General features: G+C 65.6%; 14 protein-coding genes. 12 read left to right on the top strand and 2 right to left on the bottom strand.

Going from position 1 to position 16,578, the window contains the following annotated elements:
* Positions 1 to 321 (bottom strand): acyl carrier protein, encoded by a 321-nt coding sequence (locus tag WAB17_RS11340; RefSeq protein WP_435417455.1) that lies wholly within the window; start codon positions 319 to 321, stop codon positions 1 to 3.
* Between the two features lie 36 nt (positions 322 to 357).
* The gene (locus tag WAB17_RS11345) at positions 358 to 1,347 is read right to left on the bottom strand and encodes a GNAT family N-acetyltransferase (RefSeq protein WP_435417456.1); all 990 of its coding nucleotides are present in this window, start codon (positions 1,345 to 1,347) and stop codon (positions 358 to 360) included.
* 20 nt (positions 1,348 to 1,367) lie between these two features.
* Here WAB17_RS11345 and WAB17_RS11350 point away from each other — a divergent pair, with 20 nt between their 5' ends.
* From WAB17_RS11350 to WAB17_RS11405, 12 genes are all read left to right on the top strand, one after another.
* A complete protein-coding gene (locus WAB17_RS11350; protein ID WP_435417457.1) occupies positions 1,368 to 2,894 on the top strand; it encodes an acyl-CoA ligase (AMP-forming), exosortase A system-associated in 1,527 nt (508 codons plus the stop codon).
* Entirely contained in the window at positions 2,891 to 4,141 is a 1,251-nt protein-coding gene (locus WAB17_RS11355; RefSeq protein WP_435417458.1) for a pyridoxal-dependent decarboxylase, exosortase A system-associated, read from the top strand. Before WAB17_RS11350 ends, WAB17_RS11355 begins: the two co-directional genes overlap by 4 nt.
* A 182-nt stretch (positions 4,142 to 4,323) precedes the next feature.
* Entirely contained in the window at positions 4,324 to 4,971 is a 648-nt protein-coding gene (locus WAB17_RS11360; protein WP_435417459.1) for an XrtA/PEP-CTERM system exopolysaccharide export protein, read from the top strand.
* Between the two features lie 16 nt (positions 4,972 to 4,987).
* A complete protein-coding gene (locus WAB17_RS11365) occupies positions 4,988 to 6,514 on the top strand; it encodes an XrtA system polysaccharide chain length determinant (RefSeq protein WP_435417460.1) in 1,527 nt (508 codons plus the stop codon).
* A gap of 10 nt (positions 6,515 to 6,524) precedes the next feature.
* Positions 6,525 to 7,559, top strand: a complete 1,035-nt coding sequence (locus WAB17_RS11370; protein WP_435417461.1) for an AAA family ATPase — start codon at positions 6,525 to 6,527, stop codon at positions 7,557 to 7,559.
* A gap of 13 nt (positions 7,560 to 7,572) precedes the next feature.
* Complete coding sequence (locus WAB17_RS11375) at positions 7,573 to 9,282, top strand: preprotein translocase subunit YajC (RefSeq protein WP_435417462.1); 1,710 nt, start codon at positions 7,573 to 7,575, stop codon at positions 9,280 to 9,282.
* A gap of 19 nt (positions 9,283 to 9,301) precedes the next feature.
* Positions 9,302 to 10,375 (top strand): XrtA/PEP-CTERM system-associated ATPase, encoded by a 1,074-nt coding sequence (locus WAB17_RS11380; protein WP_435417463.1) that lies wholly within the window; start codon positions 9,302 to 9,304, stop codon positions 10,373 to 10,375.
* A gap of 19 nt (positions 10,376 to 10,394) precedes the next feature.
* A complete protein-coding gene (locus WAB17_RS11385) occupies positions 10,395 to 11,282 on the top strand; it encodes an XrtA system polysaccharide deacetylase (RefSeq protein WP_435417464.1) in 888 nt (295 codons plus the stop codon).
* Entirely contained in the window at positions 11,279 to 12,355 is a 1,077-nt protein-coding gene (locus WAB17_RS11390) for a FemAB family XrtA/PEP-CTERM system-associated protein (RefSeq protein ID WP_435417465.1), read from the top strand. The genes WAB17_RS11385 and WAB17_RS11390 overlap by 4 nt, the downstream gene beginning before the upstream one ends.
* Positions 12,355 to 13,581 carry a TIGR03087 family PEP-CTERM/XrtA system glycosyltransferase gene (locus tag WAB17_RS11395; RefSeq protein WP_435417466.1) on the top strand — a complete coding sequence of 409 codons (1,227 nt, stop codon included), beginning with the start codon at positions 12,355 to 12,357 and terminating at the stop codon, positions 13,579 to 13,581. Before WAB17_RS11390 ends, WAB17_RS11395 begins: the two co-directional genes overlap by 1 nt.
* Positions 13,571 to 14,548 carry an exosortase A gene (gene xrtA, locus WAB17_RS11400; protein ID WP_435417467.1) on the top strand — a complete coding sequence of 326 codons (978 nt, stop codon included), beginning with the start codon at positions 13,571 to 13,573 and terminating at the stop codon, positions 14,546 to 14,548. The genes WAB17_RS11395 and xrtA overlap by 11 nt, the downstream gene beginning before the upstream one ends.
* Positions 14,549 to 14,558: 10 nt before the next feature.
* On the top strand, positions 14,559 to 16,457 hold the full coding sequence (locus WAB17_RS11405; RefSeq protein WP_435417468.1) for an XrtA/PEP-CTERM system amidotransferase: 1,899 nt from the start codon (positions 14,559 to 14,561) through the stop codon (positions 16,455 to 16,457).
* Positions 16,458 to 16,578: the final 121 nt, after the last annotated feature.

The raw sequence follows: 16,578 nt of genomic DNA on the forward strand, positions 1-16,578 counted from the left end.
CTAGCCCTCGATGACCTTGGCTTCGGCAAAGGCGAGCAGGCCGCCGTAGGTCTCCAGCATTTCGCCGTCGACGTCGTCGTCCTCGATCAGGATGTCGAGCCGGTCCTCGAGTTCGGTCAGGAGCCCTGCGACCGCCATCGAATCGAGTTCGGGCAAATGGCCGAACAGGCCCGTGTCGTTGTCGAATTCCTCGACATCCTCGGGATCGAGCCCCAGCACGTCGCTCAGGACCGATCGTAAGGTCGCGTCGATCTTCGCCCGGCTCGGGCCAAGCCGGTCCTTGTTCGCACCGGCGTCATCGTTGACGGGATCGGATGCCATGCTCTTTCCTGACTGCCCCTGTTCCTGGGCCAGCCCCTAGCTTTGCGACTTGCTGCGTGCAAGCCGGGTAAGGATTCGCTTGCTCAGCGCCGGCAAGGCCTTGGGCTGCACCGGGTCGAGGCAGTCGATCAGGTAGCGCGGGCGCACCTCCTCCATCCAGTCGGCCTTGTAGCGGTCGTTGCCCGTGCCGAAGTCCACCAGTTCGACCCTGTCGGTGTCGATCACATGCTCGAACAGCGCGGCGCTGAGCGTGGTTCCGGCGGAAAGGTGCTTCATTTCCTCGAGATGGGCGAGCTTGTGGATGTAGGCGGTGCCGTTCTCGACCGTCCAGAACTGCGCAGCGACCGGTCGCCCTGCGTGGCGAGCAATGGCGAGGCGGATGCGGCCCGCCTCACCCTCGGCCTCGGCAAAGCGGCGTAGGATTTCGGGCGTGTCCTCGGCCGGTTTCCAGCTCTGCGCGTAGATTTCCTCGTACGCGTCCCAGGCCTGCGCATCGAAGCGGGTCAAGAGCTCGACCTCGACCCTTTTCGCCTTTCGTTTCAGCGTGGTGCGCATCCGCCCGTCGCGGCTGGCCCAGTATTGTACGAAGCTGCGTCCCTTCACAGGCAGCACGTGGTTGAAGTCGCATTGTTCGCGGTGGACCAGCCAGCCGACCTCGCGGAATGCCTTTTCGAGCCGCGTGGCCGAACCGTCTTCGTCGGGCACGGGGGACAGCGTCACCCGATGCGACTGGCGGCGCAGGTCGCGCGCGATAGCGGCAAGCAACCGGTCGCCATCGGGCCCCTCGGGCGCGAGCTGGCGCCAGGTGAAACTGTACCAATGGCGCAACGGCTCGATCCGGCCGTTGGCCCGGGTCAGGGCGAGCGCAGCGCTCTGCTCGCCATCGCTGGCGAGCGCCACCAGCGGCGGCGAGCGTTCGGCGAGCAGGGCAAACCACTCCGGCCGGTCGAAGGGCGATGCGGCAAGAGCATTCGTCCCTTGCAAGACGTTAACCCTGTCGTGATAGCTGGCAGCAATCGCAGTCACGAAATTCCCTCGGAAAACTGATGTTCTCTACGCTTGATCCGACACCCAGGCCGCTCGATCACCTCGCCGAACGCGGCAAGGGCGATGCCCCGGCGCTGATCCTGCGCGGGGAAACCCTTAGCTATGAGAACTTAAGAACCCGTGTCGCTGTGCTGGCTTCATGGCTCAAGGCGCAAGTGCCCGAAAAGGGAGCCCGTGTCGCGAGCTGGGCGGCCAAGGGCGAGCTGACCTGCCTGTTGCCGATCGCCTGCGCCCGCGCCGGGCTGGTCCATGTACCGATCAATCCGCTGCTCAAGCGGGCACAGGTCGCGCATATCCTGGCCGACAGCGGTTCGGCGATGCTGCTGGGGACGGCGGCGCGCTTGAAGACGCTGGAACCTGGCGATGTACCGTCGGGGTGCGTTTCGTTCGAGGAAGGTGTTTGCCGGGAGGCTGTGGATGCACATGATGGCGCCCTTGGCCTATCCGATGCCGATCCGGATGACCTTGCAGCGATCCTCTACACCAGCGGTTCGACGGGGCGGCCCAAGGGGGTCATGCTGAGCCATGCCAACATGTGGCTCGGCGCCGTTTCCGTGAGCAATTACCTGGGGTTGGCAGCGGACGATGTGACGCTGGCGGTGCTTCCGCTCAGCTTCGACTATGGCCAGAACCAGTTGCTCTCGACCTGGTATGCGGGCGGCAGCGTGGTCCCGCTCGATTACCTGTTTCCGAAGGATGTAGTCAAAGCCTGCGCCACCCACGGCATCACGACTTTGGCCGCCGTTCCGCCGCTATGGGTCCAGCTCACCGAAACCGACTGGCCTGCCGAAGCCGTTGCCCCGCTGCGGCGACTGACCAATTCGGGCGGTGCGCTGACGGAGGAACTTGTGGCGGATCTGCAGGGCCTGTTCCCGCAGGCAAGGCTGTTTCCGATGTACGGGCTGACCGAGGCTTTCCGCTCGACCTATCTCGATCCTGCGTTGGTCGATAGCCACCCGACATCGATGGGCAAGGCCATTCCTTTCGCCGAAATCCTCGTCATCGACGATGCCGGGCAGGTGTCCGGCGCGGGCGAGGAGGGCGAACTGGTCCACTGCGGCCCGCTAGTGGCAAAGGGATACTGGAACGATCCGGAGCGAACCGCCGAGCGTTTCAAACCGGCACCCGCGGCCTCGGAATATGGCGGGATGGCGGTCTGGTCGGGCGACAGGGTCAGGCGCGACGCCGACGGCCTGCTCTATTTCGTCGGTCGGCGCGATGCGATGATCAAGAGCGCGGGCAACCGCATCAGCCCGCAGGAGATCGAAGACGCTGCGCGCGCCACCGGGCTGGTGGCCGAAGCGGTGGCGCTCGGGGTCAAGGACGAGCGGCTCGGCCATGCAGTGCATCTTGTCGTCCGGGCGATGCCGGGGGCGATCGATCCCAAGGATCACCTGCCCAAGGCGCTGGCCCGGGAACTGCCCAATTTCATGCAGCCCCATGTGATCCACTGGCGTCAGGTTCTGCCCCTCAATCCCAACGGCAAGCTTGACCGGACCGCGATTGCGCAGGAGATCGGGGCATGAGCAAGGCCGACAAGCTTCCCGGCAAGCCGCTGGGGCCGATCCCTGATGGCTATCAGGTAATCGAAGGCCAGCTCGCAATTGGCGGCAGGACGGCGACAGAACTGGTCGAGGAGGCAGGCGATACGCCGCTGTTCGTCTATTCGCGCGCCGTCATCGCGCAAACAATGGCGCGGCTGCGCGACGCCATGCCGGCCCGGCTGCACATCAATTACGCCATTAAGGCCAATTCGCATCCCGATGTGCTGGGCTTCATGACCGACCTCGTCGATGGCTACGATATCGCATCGGGCGGGGAACTGGAGAAGATCGTGGTCGCCGGGATCGATGCGTCGCGGGTCAGCTTCGCCGGGCCGGGCAAGCGGGATTGGGAGCTCGAAGCGGCGATTTCGGCTGGGGTCACGCTAAATCTCGAATCCGAAGGCGAGGCCGAGCGCGCGCTGGCGATCGGCGGGCGATTGGGGATTGCCCCGCGCCTTGCGATCCGCGTCAACCCGATCTTCGACATGAAGGGGTCGGGAATGAAGATGGGCGGCGGGGCCAAGCCCTTCGGCGTCGATGCGGAGAGGGTCCCGGCGCTTGCCAGGCAGCTCATCGATGCCGGGGCGGACTGGCGCGGCCTGCATATCTATACCGGCAGCCAGGCGCTGTCCGCCGATGCGGTCATCGAGACACAGGCCAACGTCCTCGATCTGGCAGACGGCATAGCGCGCGACATCGGCCGGCCGCTGCCGAAGCTCAACATGGGGGGCGGCTTCGGCATTCCTTATTTCCACGGCGACGAACCGCTCGACATCGCCGCCATCGGCGAGGCGCTGGAGAAGCGCTTTGCCGACCTGCCAGCAACGCTTCAGGATGCCCATCTGTGTATCGAGCTTGGCCGCTATCTCGTCGGCCTTGCGGGGGTTTACCTCTGCCGGATAGTCGATCGGAAAGTCAGCCATGACGAGATATTCCTCGTGACGGACGGCGGCCTCCACCACCAGCTCGCCGCCTCGGGCAATTTCGGCACCGTGGTCCGGCGCAACTACCCGGCGGCCATCGTCACCCGCTTCGGTGCGACCGCCGACGAGGTCCAGAACGTGGTCGGCTGCCTTTGCACGCCGCTGGACCGGCTGTCCGACAAGGCGTTCCTTCCCCGCGCCGACGTCGGCGACATCGTCGCCATCTTTTGCGCTGGGGCCTACGGCGCCAGCGCTTCGCCGGCGCAGTTCCTTGGGCAGGGGCCCGCGCGCGAAGTGCTGGTTTAAGCTAACGGCCGCTTAACCTTTACGGCGCCGGCGTCCCGTTTCGGGAACGCCCTCCACAAAGTGGCCAAGGCTAACAGGATATTCACCTTTTTTGGCGAGAAACGCAGCCAAATCGCAGCGACCCGTCCGTCCGTAGTCCGTCGGATGGCAGGGTTCCTGCACAAGGCCAAGGACGCGTTTCGATGTCTCACAACCGGTTTTCCATGCTTCTGGCAGGCAGCGCCATGGCGGCGCTCGCACTCGGCGGCTGCGTCGGCGGCGGCGGCGGCCAGGAACTGCCGTCGGCCAATTTCGTGGCGCTGCAGGAAGGCCCGAGCCAGGAATACGTGATCGGTCCGCTCGACGAATTGTCCGTCAACGTGTGGCGCAATCCCGAACTGAGCGCCGACAAGATCCAGGTGCGACCCGACGGGCGTATCTCGATCCCGCTGGTTACCGACATGCCTGCGGTCGGCAAGACCCCGGCGATGCTGCAGGAAGATATCCGCCTGCACCTGTCGCAGTATATCGAACAGCCGATCGTCTCGGTCATCGTCACCAAGTTTGCCGGAACCTTCAGCCAGCAGGTCCGCGTGATCGGTGCGACCGCGCAGCCGGCCTCGATCAATTACCGCGCCAACATGACCGTCCTCGACGCCATGATCGCTGTGGGCGGGCTCAGCGAATTCGCTGCCGGCAACCGGGCGAAACTAATCCGGCGCGATCCGAAAAGCGGCAAGCAGACGGAATATGCCCTGCGGCTGAGCGATCTGCTGCGCAAGGGCGACAGCAAGGCCAACGTCCTCCTCGCCCCGGGCGACGTCATCATCATCCCCGAAAGCACATTCTGAAGGCGGGCGCAGCAGCATGAACGAAGTCTTCGAAGAAGTGCGCGCGGCGCTGTATTCGGCATGGGCCCGCAAGTGGCTCGTGCTGGGCGTCGCCTGGGGCGTGTGCCTGACCGGCTGGCTGGTCGTCGCGATGATCCCCAACAGCTACGAATCCAAAGCCAAGATTTTCGTCCAGCTCGACGACATCCTGAGCAAGCAGACCGGGATCGCAGGCAGCGACAAGTCCGATATCCAGCGCGTCCGCCAGACGCTCGCCAGCGCGGAAACGCTGGAGAAGGTGATCCGCTCGACCAAGCTCGGTGAAGGCGTGACCACGCCGCAGCAGATGGAACGCGAGATCACCGGCCTCGCCGAGGCGGTTTCGGTCAAGAGCGAGGAAGACAACCTGTTCCTGATCAATGCAAAGATCGGCAAGGGACATTTCTCCGACGCCGAAAACGCCCGTCTTTCGCAGGAGGTGGTGCAGAAACTGCTCGACATCTTCCGCGAGGAAAACATCGCCGGCAACCGCGGGGAAGTTGCCGATGCGGTGGCGGTGCTGGACCAGCAGTTGCAGGACCGGGCCAAGGACCTCGAGGTCGCCGAAGCCAAGCTGACTGCCTTCGAAGCAGAGCATCCCGAACTGGCCGGCGGGACAGGGGCCATCTCCAACCGCTTGCAGGACACCCGCACCGAACTGCGCGGCGTCGAGGCCGATATCGCCGCGGCACAAAGCGCCCTTGCAGCCATCAACGGCCAGATCGCCGGCACCCCGGCGTCACTTCCGGGAGGGCCGGGCAATCCCAGTTCGTCCGCCAGCGCCTACAGCCAGGCCCAGAGCCAGGTGGCGCAGTTGCGCGCGCGCGGGCTGACCAACAACCATCCGGACATGCAGGCTGCGCTCAAGCAACTGGAACTGCTGCGCCAGGCCGCGTCGCGCGACGGTGGCAGCAGTGCCGGCAGCATCCCGAATCCCGCTTACAGCTCGCTGGTTTCCATCCGCGCCGAGCGTCAGGCGAACCTCCAGGCACTGCTGGCCCGCAAGGCCGCTTTGCAGGCCGACGTGTCTTTGAGCCTTGCCGACCAGGCAAGCTCGCCGACGCTAGCCGCCGAAGCCCAGCGGATCGGCCGCGACTACGAAGTGCTGAAAAAGAAGTACGACGAATTGCTGCAGGACCGCGAGGAACTGCAGCTGCGCTCCAACCTCGAGACCGAGCGCAGCTCGTTCCGTTTCGACATCATCGATGCACCCGCCTTGCCGTTGAAGCCGGCTGCGCCCAATCGCCCGCTGCTGCTGCTGGGCGTGCTGCTCGCAGGTCTCGCGGCTGGGTTCGGCACGGCGATCGCGCTGACCCAGCTCAAGTCGACCTTCGCCACGACATCGGGGTTGCAGCGCGCGCTCGGCCTTCCGGTGCTCGGCGCCATTTCTGTCAGCCTGACTCCGGACCAGCGGGCCTTCCAGGCCAAGCGCAACAAGATGTTTTTCGCCGGTAGCGCCGCTCTCGTCGGTGTGCTCGCCATCCTGATGGTCATCGAGATGATCCAGGTCGGCAGCGTGGCCTGAGGAGAGGGAAATGACCGAACACAAGAAAATCCCGCTTCCCGGCGACAAGCCAGAGGAAAGTTCGCTGCTGGAACGCGCCAGCGGCGCTTTCGGGCTGGACAGCTTTGCGGCGCCTGCGGTGCCCAAGGGGCTGGCAGAACGTCCGATGAAGCGCGCCAAGAAAATTGCTCGCGTCGACGAAGGGCAGGGCGCTGGCGCAGCTACGCCTGCACCGGAAGTCGTCCCGCAATTCGTCGAACCCGCACCGGCAGCCGAGACGTTACCGGCCACCTTCGCCGCTACGGCGGCGGCGACGGCAGTTGTCGAAGCAGTGCCGGTGGCTCCGGCCCTTTCGGGTCCGAAGCACAAAATCGACCGGGCGCGCCTGCGCGAGCAGGGCCTGATCGACCCCGACGGCCACACCAGCGAGCTGCTCGAGGAATTTCGTATCGTGAAACGGCAGTTGCTGGGTTCAGCCAAGGAGCGCGGAACTGCCGCCTCGCGCCGGATCATGGTGTGTTCGCCGCATCCCGACGAGGGCAAAACCTTCTGTGCGGTCAATCTCGCCATCGCCATGGCGGCCGAACGCGAGATGGAAGTGCTGCTGGTCGATGCCGATGTGGCCAAACCGTCGGTGCTGGCGGCGCTGGGTCTGCCGAAAACCTCGGGCCTGATGGGTGCCCTGTCGAACCCCGACACGCCGGTGGAAGAACTGATCCAGGGAACGGACATTCCGAACCTGTGGGTTCTGCCGGCGGGCAGCACGACCAGGAAGGACGCGGAATACTTTGCCAGCGGGGCAGCCGCCGAGGTGCTCGACCGCCTCACCGTCGGCGCGCCCAATCGCATCGTCATCCTCGACACGCCGCCGGCACTCGCGGCCGCCCCGGCGGCGGAACTCGCCAAACACATGGGCCAGGTCGTGCTGGTCGCCCGGGCGGATGTGACCGGCCGGAGCGCGCTGGAGGATGCCTGCCAGCTCCTAAGCGCCTGCGACGATATCAAGCTGCTGCTCAACGCAGCGAACTTCAGTCCCAGCGGGCGCCGTTTCGGCACCTACGGATAAGGGGGGAGTACCGATGAAACGGCTCCGGATAGCAACTTCGATCGCGGCAGTGGCGCTGGCCCTGCCGGTTTCAGCACAGGCCCAGTCCTGGGGCGACGACGATTATGTCAGCGGCGGCCAGCCGTCGGCAGGTCGCGAGAGCCGCGACGGGCGCGACGGTCGCGGGGACCAGCCCCAGCGCCAGCGCCTCGACGTCCAGCCCTATATCGAGGTGAGCCAGGTGGCCCTGTTCGAGCTGGCCCCGGGCGACGATATCGTCACCTACACCCAGATCGCAGCGGGCATCGATGCGAGCGTGCAGGGGCGTAATAACGGCGGTTCCCTGTCGCTGCGATACGAACGCAATATCGGCTATGGCGATGCGGCTCTCGACAGCAACACCGTCACCGGCGTCGCTCGCGGCTACACGTCAGTCGTGCCGCAGGTCCTGACTTTCGAAGCCGGAGCCCTTGCTGCGCGCACCCAGGTCGACAACGGCGGCGGCACGCGTTTCAACGCGGTCGAAGGTGACGGAAGCGACAGCGAGAGCCGGATCTATTCCGCCTATGTCGGTCCGAATCTGTCGACCCGCGTCGGCGATGCGGATGTCAGCGCCAATTACCGGTTCGGCTACACCCGGGTCGAGGCGCCCGATGCCCTCGTCACAGTGCCCGGCGGCCAGCCGGTCGATGTCTTCGACGACAGCACCACCCACAGCGCCAATGCCCGGGTGGGCATTCGCCCCGATACGGTCCTGCCCGTCGGGGTCGGCATCGGCGGCGGGTTCTACCAGGAGGACATTTCCAACCTCGACCAGCGGGTACGCGACGCCTACGTCCGCGCCGATGTGACGCTGCCGGTCAGCCGTACCATGCAACTGGTCGGCGGGGTCGGTTACGAGGATGTCTCGGTCTCCAGCCGCGATGCGGTGATCGACCCGGTCACCGGCCAGCCCCGCATCGACAGCGACGGACGCTTCGTCACCGATACGAGCGGCCCGCGCCGCATCGCCTTCGAAACCGACGGGCTGATCTGGGATGTGGGCGTGGTCTGGCGCCCGTCCAGCCGGACCGCGCTCGAGGCGCACTATGGCCGCCGCTACGACAGCGACACCTATTACGGCAGCTTCGCCTATGCGCCGACGAGCCGCAGTTCGGTCAACGTATCGGTTTACGACGCGCTGTCGGGCTTCGGCGGTTCGGTCAACCAGGCGCTGGTCGCCTTGCCGACCAGTTTCGAGGCGAACCGCAATGCGGTGACCGGCGACATCAACGGCTGCGTCAGCAGCCTGCAGAGCGGCAGTTGCTTCGGCGGTGCGCTGGCATCGATCCGCAGCTCGGTTTTCCGTAGCCGCGGCGGTGTGCTCAGCTACGCCCAGCAGCTCGGCCGTTTCAGCACGGGCATCGGCATCGGTTACGATCGCCGTACCTTCGTGGCTGCGCCGGGCACGGTGCTGGCGGCCGCCGACGGGCTGACGGAGCAGAGCTACTATGCCAGCGGCTTTCTCTCGGGACAGGTCGGCGAGAACGGCGGGTTTACGCTGAACACCTACGCCAGCTACCTCGACAGCGACTTCACCGACAGCGCCGCCTGGGTGCTCGGCACGTCGGCGTCGTACAACCAGCGGCTCTACATGGGCCTCTCGGCGCGCGCAGCCGTTTCGCTCGACTACCTCGACAGCGAGGTTTCGGGTGAGGACTTCAAGACCGCATCGGCCCTTGTCGGCCTGCGATACGACTTCTGAGCCCGCGAAAGGACAATCGATGTTCGACGATTTCTATGGTCTTACGGGGCGACCGTTCCAGCTGACCCCTGATCCCGAATTCTATTTCGAGAGCGCGACCCATCGCAAGGCGCTGTCGTATCTCGGCTATGGACTGGCACAGGGCGAAGGCTTCATCGTCATCACTGGCGAGATCGGATCGGGCAAGTCGACGCTGGTCGCGCACCTGATGAAAAAGATCGACCCGGCCCAGATGACTGTCGGCCATGTGGTCACCAGCAATCTCGACGGGGCCGAACTGGTCCATGTCGTGGCCCAGAGCTTCGGCCTCGACATCGAGGGGCGCGACAAGGCCAGCGCCCTCGGGGCGATCGAGGATTTCCTGCATGAGGAGGCTCGCGCGGGCCGCCGCTGCCTGCTGGTGGTCGATGAATCGCAGAACCTCAGCGTCGAAGCGCTCGAAGAGCTGCGGATGATGTCGAACTTCCAGCTCGGCTCGCACCCGCTGCTGCAGCAATTGCTGCTCGGCCAGCCGGAATTCCGCGAAGTCCTCGCCAGTAGCGAAAGCCTCGAACAGCTTCGCCAGCGCGTGATCGCGGCGCACCACCTCGGGCCGATGGAGCCGGACGAACTGGAGCCCTACATTTCGCACCGCCTGCGGTGCGTCGGCTGGGAAGGCAATCCGGCCTGGGACCAGCGTGTTTTTGCCGAAATGTACCAGGCGACAGGCGGCATCCCGCGCCGCGTCAACCAGGTCGCCACGCGGCTGCTGCTGCTCGGCGCGGTCGAGCAGCGGACCCGTATCGATAGCGCGATGCTTTCGTCGGTGCTGCGCGAAATGGAAAGCGACAGCACCTTCCCGGCCGCTGCGCCGAAACCCATGGCGCGCCTGGAACGCGGCCCGGCACCCGGGCCGATCAAGCACGCTCTGGCCGAACCGGCAGAGCCGGTAACCGCGGCTGCGACCGGTGCGGACATAGAGCGGCAGCTGGCGGATCGCGATGCCCGGATCGAGGCGCTCGAACGCAAGCTTGCCGAACAGGAACAGAGCGTCCGGCAGGTCATCACCATGATGATCGAATGGATCGAAGGGCAGGGCCGCCGCGCCGCTTGAACTAGAGGAAAGGGGCGCGATGCACTCGCCCGTCACTACCGATGGCCGTATCACCAACGGGCTGTCCGTCGATGTCGAGGACTGGTTCCAGGTCGGCGCGTTCGAGAATGTAATCGAACGCGGCGATTGGGACGGCATGTCCTTGCGCGTCGAGGACAATGTCCTGCGCATTCTCGATCTGTTCGATGCCGCCGACGTCAAGGCGACCTTCTTCACGCTCGGTTGGGTGGCCAAGCGCAACGGCGCGCTGATGCGGCGGATCGTCGAGCGCGGGCACGAACTGGCCAGTCACGGCTACGACCATGCGCGTGTCTTCACCTTCGACCGCAAGCAATTCGCCGGCGACATCAAGCTGGCGCGGATGATCCTCGAGGATGCTGCAGGGGTGCCGATCACCGGGTATCGCGCGCCCAGTTTTTCCATCGATAGCCGCACGCCCTGGGCCTACATGGAACTTGCGGAGCAGGGCTATGCCTATTCCTCCAGCGTCGCGCCGATCGCGCATGATCACTACGGCTGGCCCGAAGCGCCGCGCTTCGCCTTCCGCCCGCTGCCATGGTCGGACCTGGTCGAGATACCCGTCGCCACCGCCATTCTCGGCGGCAAGCGAGTCGCCGCCGGCGGAGGCGGGTTCTTCCGCGTGCTGCCCTACGCCTTCAGCCGCTGGGCGATCCGGCAGGTCAACCGCACCGAGCAGCGCCCGGCGGTTTTCTATTTCCATCCGTGGGAGATCGACCCAGACCAGCCGCGGGTCGGCAATGCGCCCATGACCTCGAAGCTGCGGCACTACACCAACCTCGACAAGATGGCCGAGAAGCTGTCCGAACTGGTCCACGAGTTCGCCTGGGGGCGGATGGACGTGATCGCCGCGCGCGAAGCTGCGCGGGCAGGGGAACTGGCCGCGTGAACGCCCCGTTCGCCCTGTGTGAGGAAACGATCTCGCAGGCCGACCTGCACGATCCGGCCGAGGCTGCCCGGATCACGGATTTCGTTTATGTCGCCAATGGCTCGCCGTTCCACCTGCCGCGCTGGCTCTTGGCGGTGGAGCAGGGCACAGGCCAGCGTGCCACCGGGCTGGTGGCGGAAAAGGGCGGGCAGGTGACCGGCTGGCTGCCGCTGACCGTCGCGCATTCGCTGCTGTTTCCGCGCGCGCTCGTTTCGAGCGGCTTCGCGGTAGAGGGCGGGGCACTGGCCATCCACGACAAGATCGCAAGGCGCCTCTGCCGTGCGGCAACCGAGCTGGCTTTGCGCGAAAGCTGTGCCTCGGTGGAATTGCGCGGAGGGAGCGTGCCCGATGGATGGGACATCCAGTCGGACAGCCATTGTGGCTTTGCCGGGTCCCTCGCGGCAGACGACGAGGCCCAGCTGCTCGCGATACCGCGCAAGCAGCGGGCCGAGGTGCGCAAGGGGCTCGACAATGACCTGCGCGTGACTGTGGGCACCGCCGAAAGCGACCGCGCCGCGCATTACTGCTGCTATGCCGAAAGCGTGCGCAACCTCGGTACGCCGGTGTTCCCGCGCAGCCTGTTCGACAGCGTGCTCGATGCTTTCGGCGACGAGGCCGATATCCTGACGGTCTGGGCCAAGGAGAACGATAGCGAACGCCCCGTTGCGAGCGTCCTGTCGCTTTATCACATGGGCGCGGTCATGCCCTATTGGGGCGGCGGGGTGTGGGATGCGCGTCACCTGCGCGCCAACGAGCTGATGTATTACCGGCTGATGTGCCATGCCCGCACGAAGGGCTGCATCCGCTTCGACTTCGGCCGCTCGAAGACCGGCAGCGGGCCGTATAATTTCAAGAAGAACTGGGGCTTCGAGCCCACCCCGCTGACCTATGCCAGCTGGACCGCGCCGGGCGTGGCAAAGCGCGACGTCGACCCCACGAGCGATGCCTATCAGCGCAAGATCGCGCTGTGGAAGAAGCTGCCGCTGCGTCTGGCCAATGTCATCGGCCCGGCGATAGCCCGCGGGCTTGCTTGATGGGCGAGATCCTGTTCCTGTGCCATCGTATCCCGTTCCCGCCGGACCGGGGCGACAAGATCCGCTCGCATCATCTCCTCAGGGCGCTGACGCAGCTGGCACCGGTCCATGTCGGCACCTTCGGCGAGACCGAGGCCGATATGGCGGTCGAGGCCGAGCTGGCACAGCTTGCGGCAAGCCATTGCCTGGTCCGGCGAACCAAGCCCCTGCCGCTGGCGGGGCTGGAGGCGTTGGGCACGGGCAAGCCCGTCAGCCTGACGGCCTGGGACAGCGCCGCCCTGCGATCATGGGTGGCAAAAGCGCTGGCCGAGCGCCCGATCGACACGATCTTCGTCTTCAGTGGCCAAATGGGGCAATATGTGCCCGACAGGTTTGCGGGGCGAGTGGTCATCGACCTGTGCGATGTCGATAGCGCCAAGTTCGAAGCCTTTGGCCGCGACGGCAGCTTCCCGCGCTCCATTATCGATCGCCGCGAAGGGCGGGTTCTTGCGCGGGAAGAAGAACGCCTTGCCCACCGTGCCGACGTCACCCTGCTGATTAGCGACCACGAGGCGGGACTGTTCCGCTCACGGCTGAAGCGCATTCAGGGCACGGATATCCGCGCCATCCGCAACGGGATCGACACCGACTTGTTCGATCCCGCGGTGGTCCAGCCGCATCCGGCCCTGTCCGCTGGTGCCGGGCCGCAAATCGTCTTCACCGGGCAGATGGACTACCAGCCGAATGTGGCTGCGGCAGAGCGTGTCGTGCAGGCCATCCTGCCGGGGATTCGCGCGCGCTTTCCCGATGCCGCCTTCCATATTGTCGGACGCGCTCCCGTTGCGAGGCTGCTGGCATACGACGGCAAGGGCAACGTCCGGGTCTGGGGTGAGGTGCCCGACGTGAAGCCGTTCCTTGCTGCCGCCGATATCGTCGTCGCCCCGCTGACCATCGCGCGCGGGATCCAGAACAAGGTACTCGAAGCCATGGCAATGGCGCGGCCGGTGCTGCTCTCGCCCGAGGCCGCGACCGGGATCGATGCGGAAGACGGCAGGCATTTTGCCGTTGCCGGTGACGATGCGACGATGGTCGCCCGCGCGCTTGCTCTGCTCGGCGATCGCGGGCAGGCTGCCGCCATGGGCGGTGCGGCGCGCGCCTATGTGCGCCAGCACCAGAGCTGGCCGGCCATGCTGGCGCCGCTGGCGGATATCCTGCAAGCTTCCGGGAAGGCACGCGATGCGGCCTGACCTCGCCATCGGAAACGCGCGCCTCTCGTGGCGCGATCGTATCGCTGCGGATTGGCGCACGCCTTTGTTGCGACTGGCGCTGCTCTGGAGCCTCATCCTGCTCGTCACGATCCGCGACTGGCTGGCCATGGCGCACCAGTGGTGGAATATTTCGACCTACAACCACATGCTGCTGGTACCGGCGATCGTTGCCGGGCTGGTCTGGATCAGACGCGGCGAGCTGGCAAAGATCGCCCCGAAGCCCTGGTGGCCGGGCTTCATAGCATTGGGCGCAGCCGCAGGGTTGTGGCTGCTCGGCACATATCTCGAAATCAACACCATTAGCCAGCTCGGCGCTGTCGGAGCGCTACAGGCCTCGGTCGCTGCAGTCCTGGGACTGCGCGTCGCGCTCGGCTTGCTGTTTCCCCTGGCCTACATGGTGTTCCTGGTGCCCATCGGCGGCGAACTGGTCCCGGGCCTCCAGATGATTACGGCGGACATCGCCATAACCCTGACCCACTGGAGCGGCATACCGGCGGTGATCGACGGGGTCATGATCGACACCCCGGGCGGCCTGTTCGAAGTCGCCGAAGCCTGTGCCGGGGTCCAGTTCCTGATCGCCATGATCGCGCTGGGCGTGCTGGTCGCGCAAAGCTGTTTCCGCAGCTGGCCCAGGCGCGCGATTTTCCTCGCCGCCTGCATCGTCGTGCCGATTGTCGCCAACGGCATCCGGGCGTGGGGGACGATCTACATCGCCCAGTCGCAGGGTATCGCCTTTGCCGCCGGGTTCGATCACATCGTTTACGGCTGGGTGTTCTTCGCCTTGGTCATCGCCGTCCTGCTCGGCTCCGCATGGCGCTGGTTCGACCGCGCGCCGGAAGATCCCGGAATCGACGGCACGGCCCTGGCTCATATGCCGCTGACCACGGCCGCGATTGTCCGTTTCGTCCTCGGCCAGAGGATGGACCCTCCGGCACAAAGCAGCTAACGCCCGCCTCATGTGCGGCATCGCCGGTATCTTCCATTGCGGGACGCCCAAGCCGGTCGACCCGCGGCGCGTGGAGCGGATGACCGATGCGCTGCTCCATCGCGGCCCTGACGGCGGCGACGTCTGGACCGATCACGGCGTGGGGCTCGGCCACCGGCGGCTTTCGATCATCGATATCGCCGGATCGCCGCAGCCGATGCATTCGATGGACGGGCGCTGCGTCCTCGTCTTCAATGGCGAAATCTACAATTACCGCGAGCTGCGGCGCGAGTTGAAGGAGCTTGGCGCGCAGTTCCGCACCGATGGCGACAGCGAAGCCATCATTGCCGCTTGGCAGCAATGGGGGCCGGAGTGCCTGTCGCGCCTCGACGGCATGTTCGCCTTCGCGATCTATGACCGGGCGGAGCGGACACTGTTTCTCGCCCGCGACCGGTTCGGGGTGAAGCCGCTGTTCATGGCGCATCTGAGCGATGGCAGCATGGCCTTCGCTTCGGAGCTGAAGGGTCTGCTCGCGCACCCGCTGTTGCGGCGCGAAGTCGATCCGCTGGCGGTGGAGGACTACCTCGCTTGGGGCTATGTTCCCGACCACCGTTCGATCCTGAAGGGCGTCGAGAAGTTGCCCGCCGGGCATTATCGCCTGCTGCGGCACGACCAGCCGCCCGCTCCGCCGGTGCAGTGGTGGGACGTCGATTTCTCCCACCGGCACAAGGGCAGCACCGCCGATCTCTCGGCCCAACTGCTTCACCTGATGCGTGAAGGGGTCGAATCGCGTATGGTCGCCGACGTCCCGCTGGGCGCATTCCTTTCGGGCGGGGTGGACAGCTCCAGCGTCGTCGCGCTGATGGCTGAAGCGAGCCGGGAGCCGGTCAACACCTGCTCGATCGGCTTCGATGTCGCGGCGGTCGACGAGACCGCATACGCCCGCCGCATCGCGCAGCAGTTCGGCACCAATCACCGCGAACGGATCGTCGATCCCGACGATTTCGAGGCGGTGGACCTGCTGGCCGGCATGTTCGACGAGCCCTTCGCTGATGCTTCGGCCCTGCCGACCTGGCGGGTCTGCCAGCTGGCGCGGGAGAATGTCACCGTGGCGCTCTCGGGCGACGGGGCCGACGAGGCCTTTGCCGGCTACCGCCGCCAGGTGTTCCACGCGCGGGAGGAGCAGGTCCGTTCGATCTTTCCCCGCGCCTTGCGCCAGCCGGTGTTCGGCACGCTCGGGAAATTCTGGCCCAAGGCCGACTGGGCCCCGCAGGCGTTGCGCGCCAAGTCGACATTCCAGTCGCTCGGCGCCAGCGGCGAGGAAGGCTATGCCCGCGCGCTCAGCGTCACTCCGCCCGAATTGCGGTCTTTGCTCTATTCGGAGGCGATGCATCGCCAGCTTGGGGAATATCGGGCCGAACAGCCGCTGATCGCGATGATGCGCGGTGCACCGGCAAGATCCGGCCTCGACCGGGCGCAATATGTCGATCTCAAATTCTGGATGCCGGGAGACATTCTGACCAAAGTCGATCGCACCAGCATGGCCGTGAGCCTCGAGGCGCGCGAGCCCTTGCTCGATCACCGGCTGGTGGAATTTGCCGCCGGATTGCCCCACGCGGCACGGGTCAGGGGCCGGCAAGGCAAGTGGCTTTTGAAACACACTATGGAGCGTTTCCTGCCCCATGATGTGCTCTATCGGCCCAAACAGGGCTTCGTTACGCCCATCGCCCAGTGGCTGCGCGGGCCTTTGCAATCCGAGGCGAGGGCCGTCGCCACCAGCGGGATGCTGGCCGACACCGGCTGGCTCTCCGCGGAGCACGTGAAGTATCTGTCGCAACAGCATATTTCGGGGCGAAGCGACCATGGCAGGCTGCTTTGGCAGCTGATCATGCTGGACCGCTCGTTGCGGCGTCTCGGTGTGTCAGCCTGACGATATTGACCCTTTTCGGGACTCGGTTCGTCTGACTTTCCAAATATTCGTTTGCATCGACGAGTCCTGTTACTTTACATTCCTTGCAGGGACAGGAACTTGCGCTTCGGCGCGTTGAAAG

This window comes from Parerythrobacter aurantius (assembly GCF_045291475.1).
Lineage (GTDB): Bacteria > Pseudomonadota > Alphaproteobacteria > Sphingomonadales > Sphingomonadaceae > Parerythrobacter > Parerythrobacter aurantius.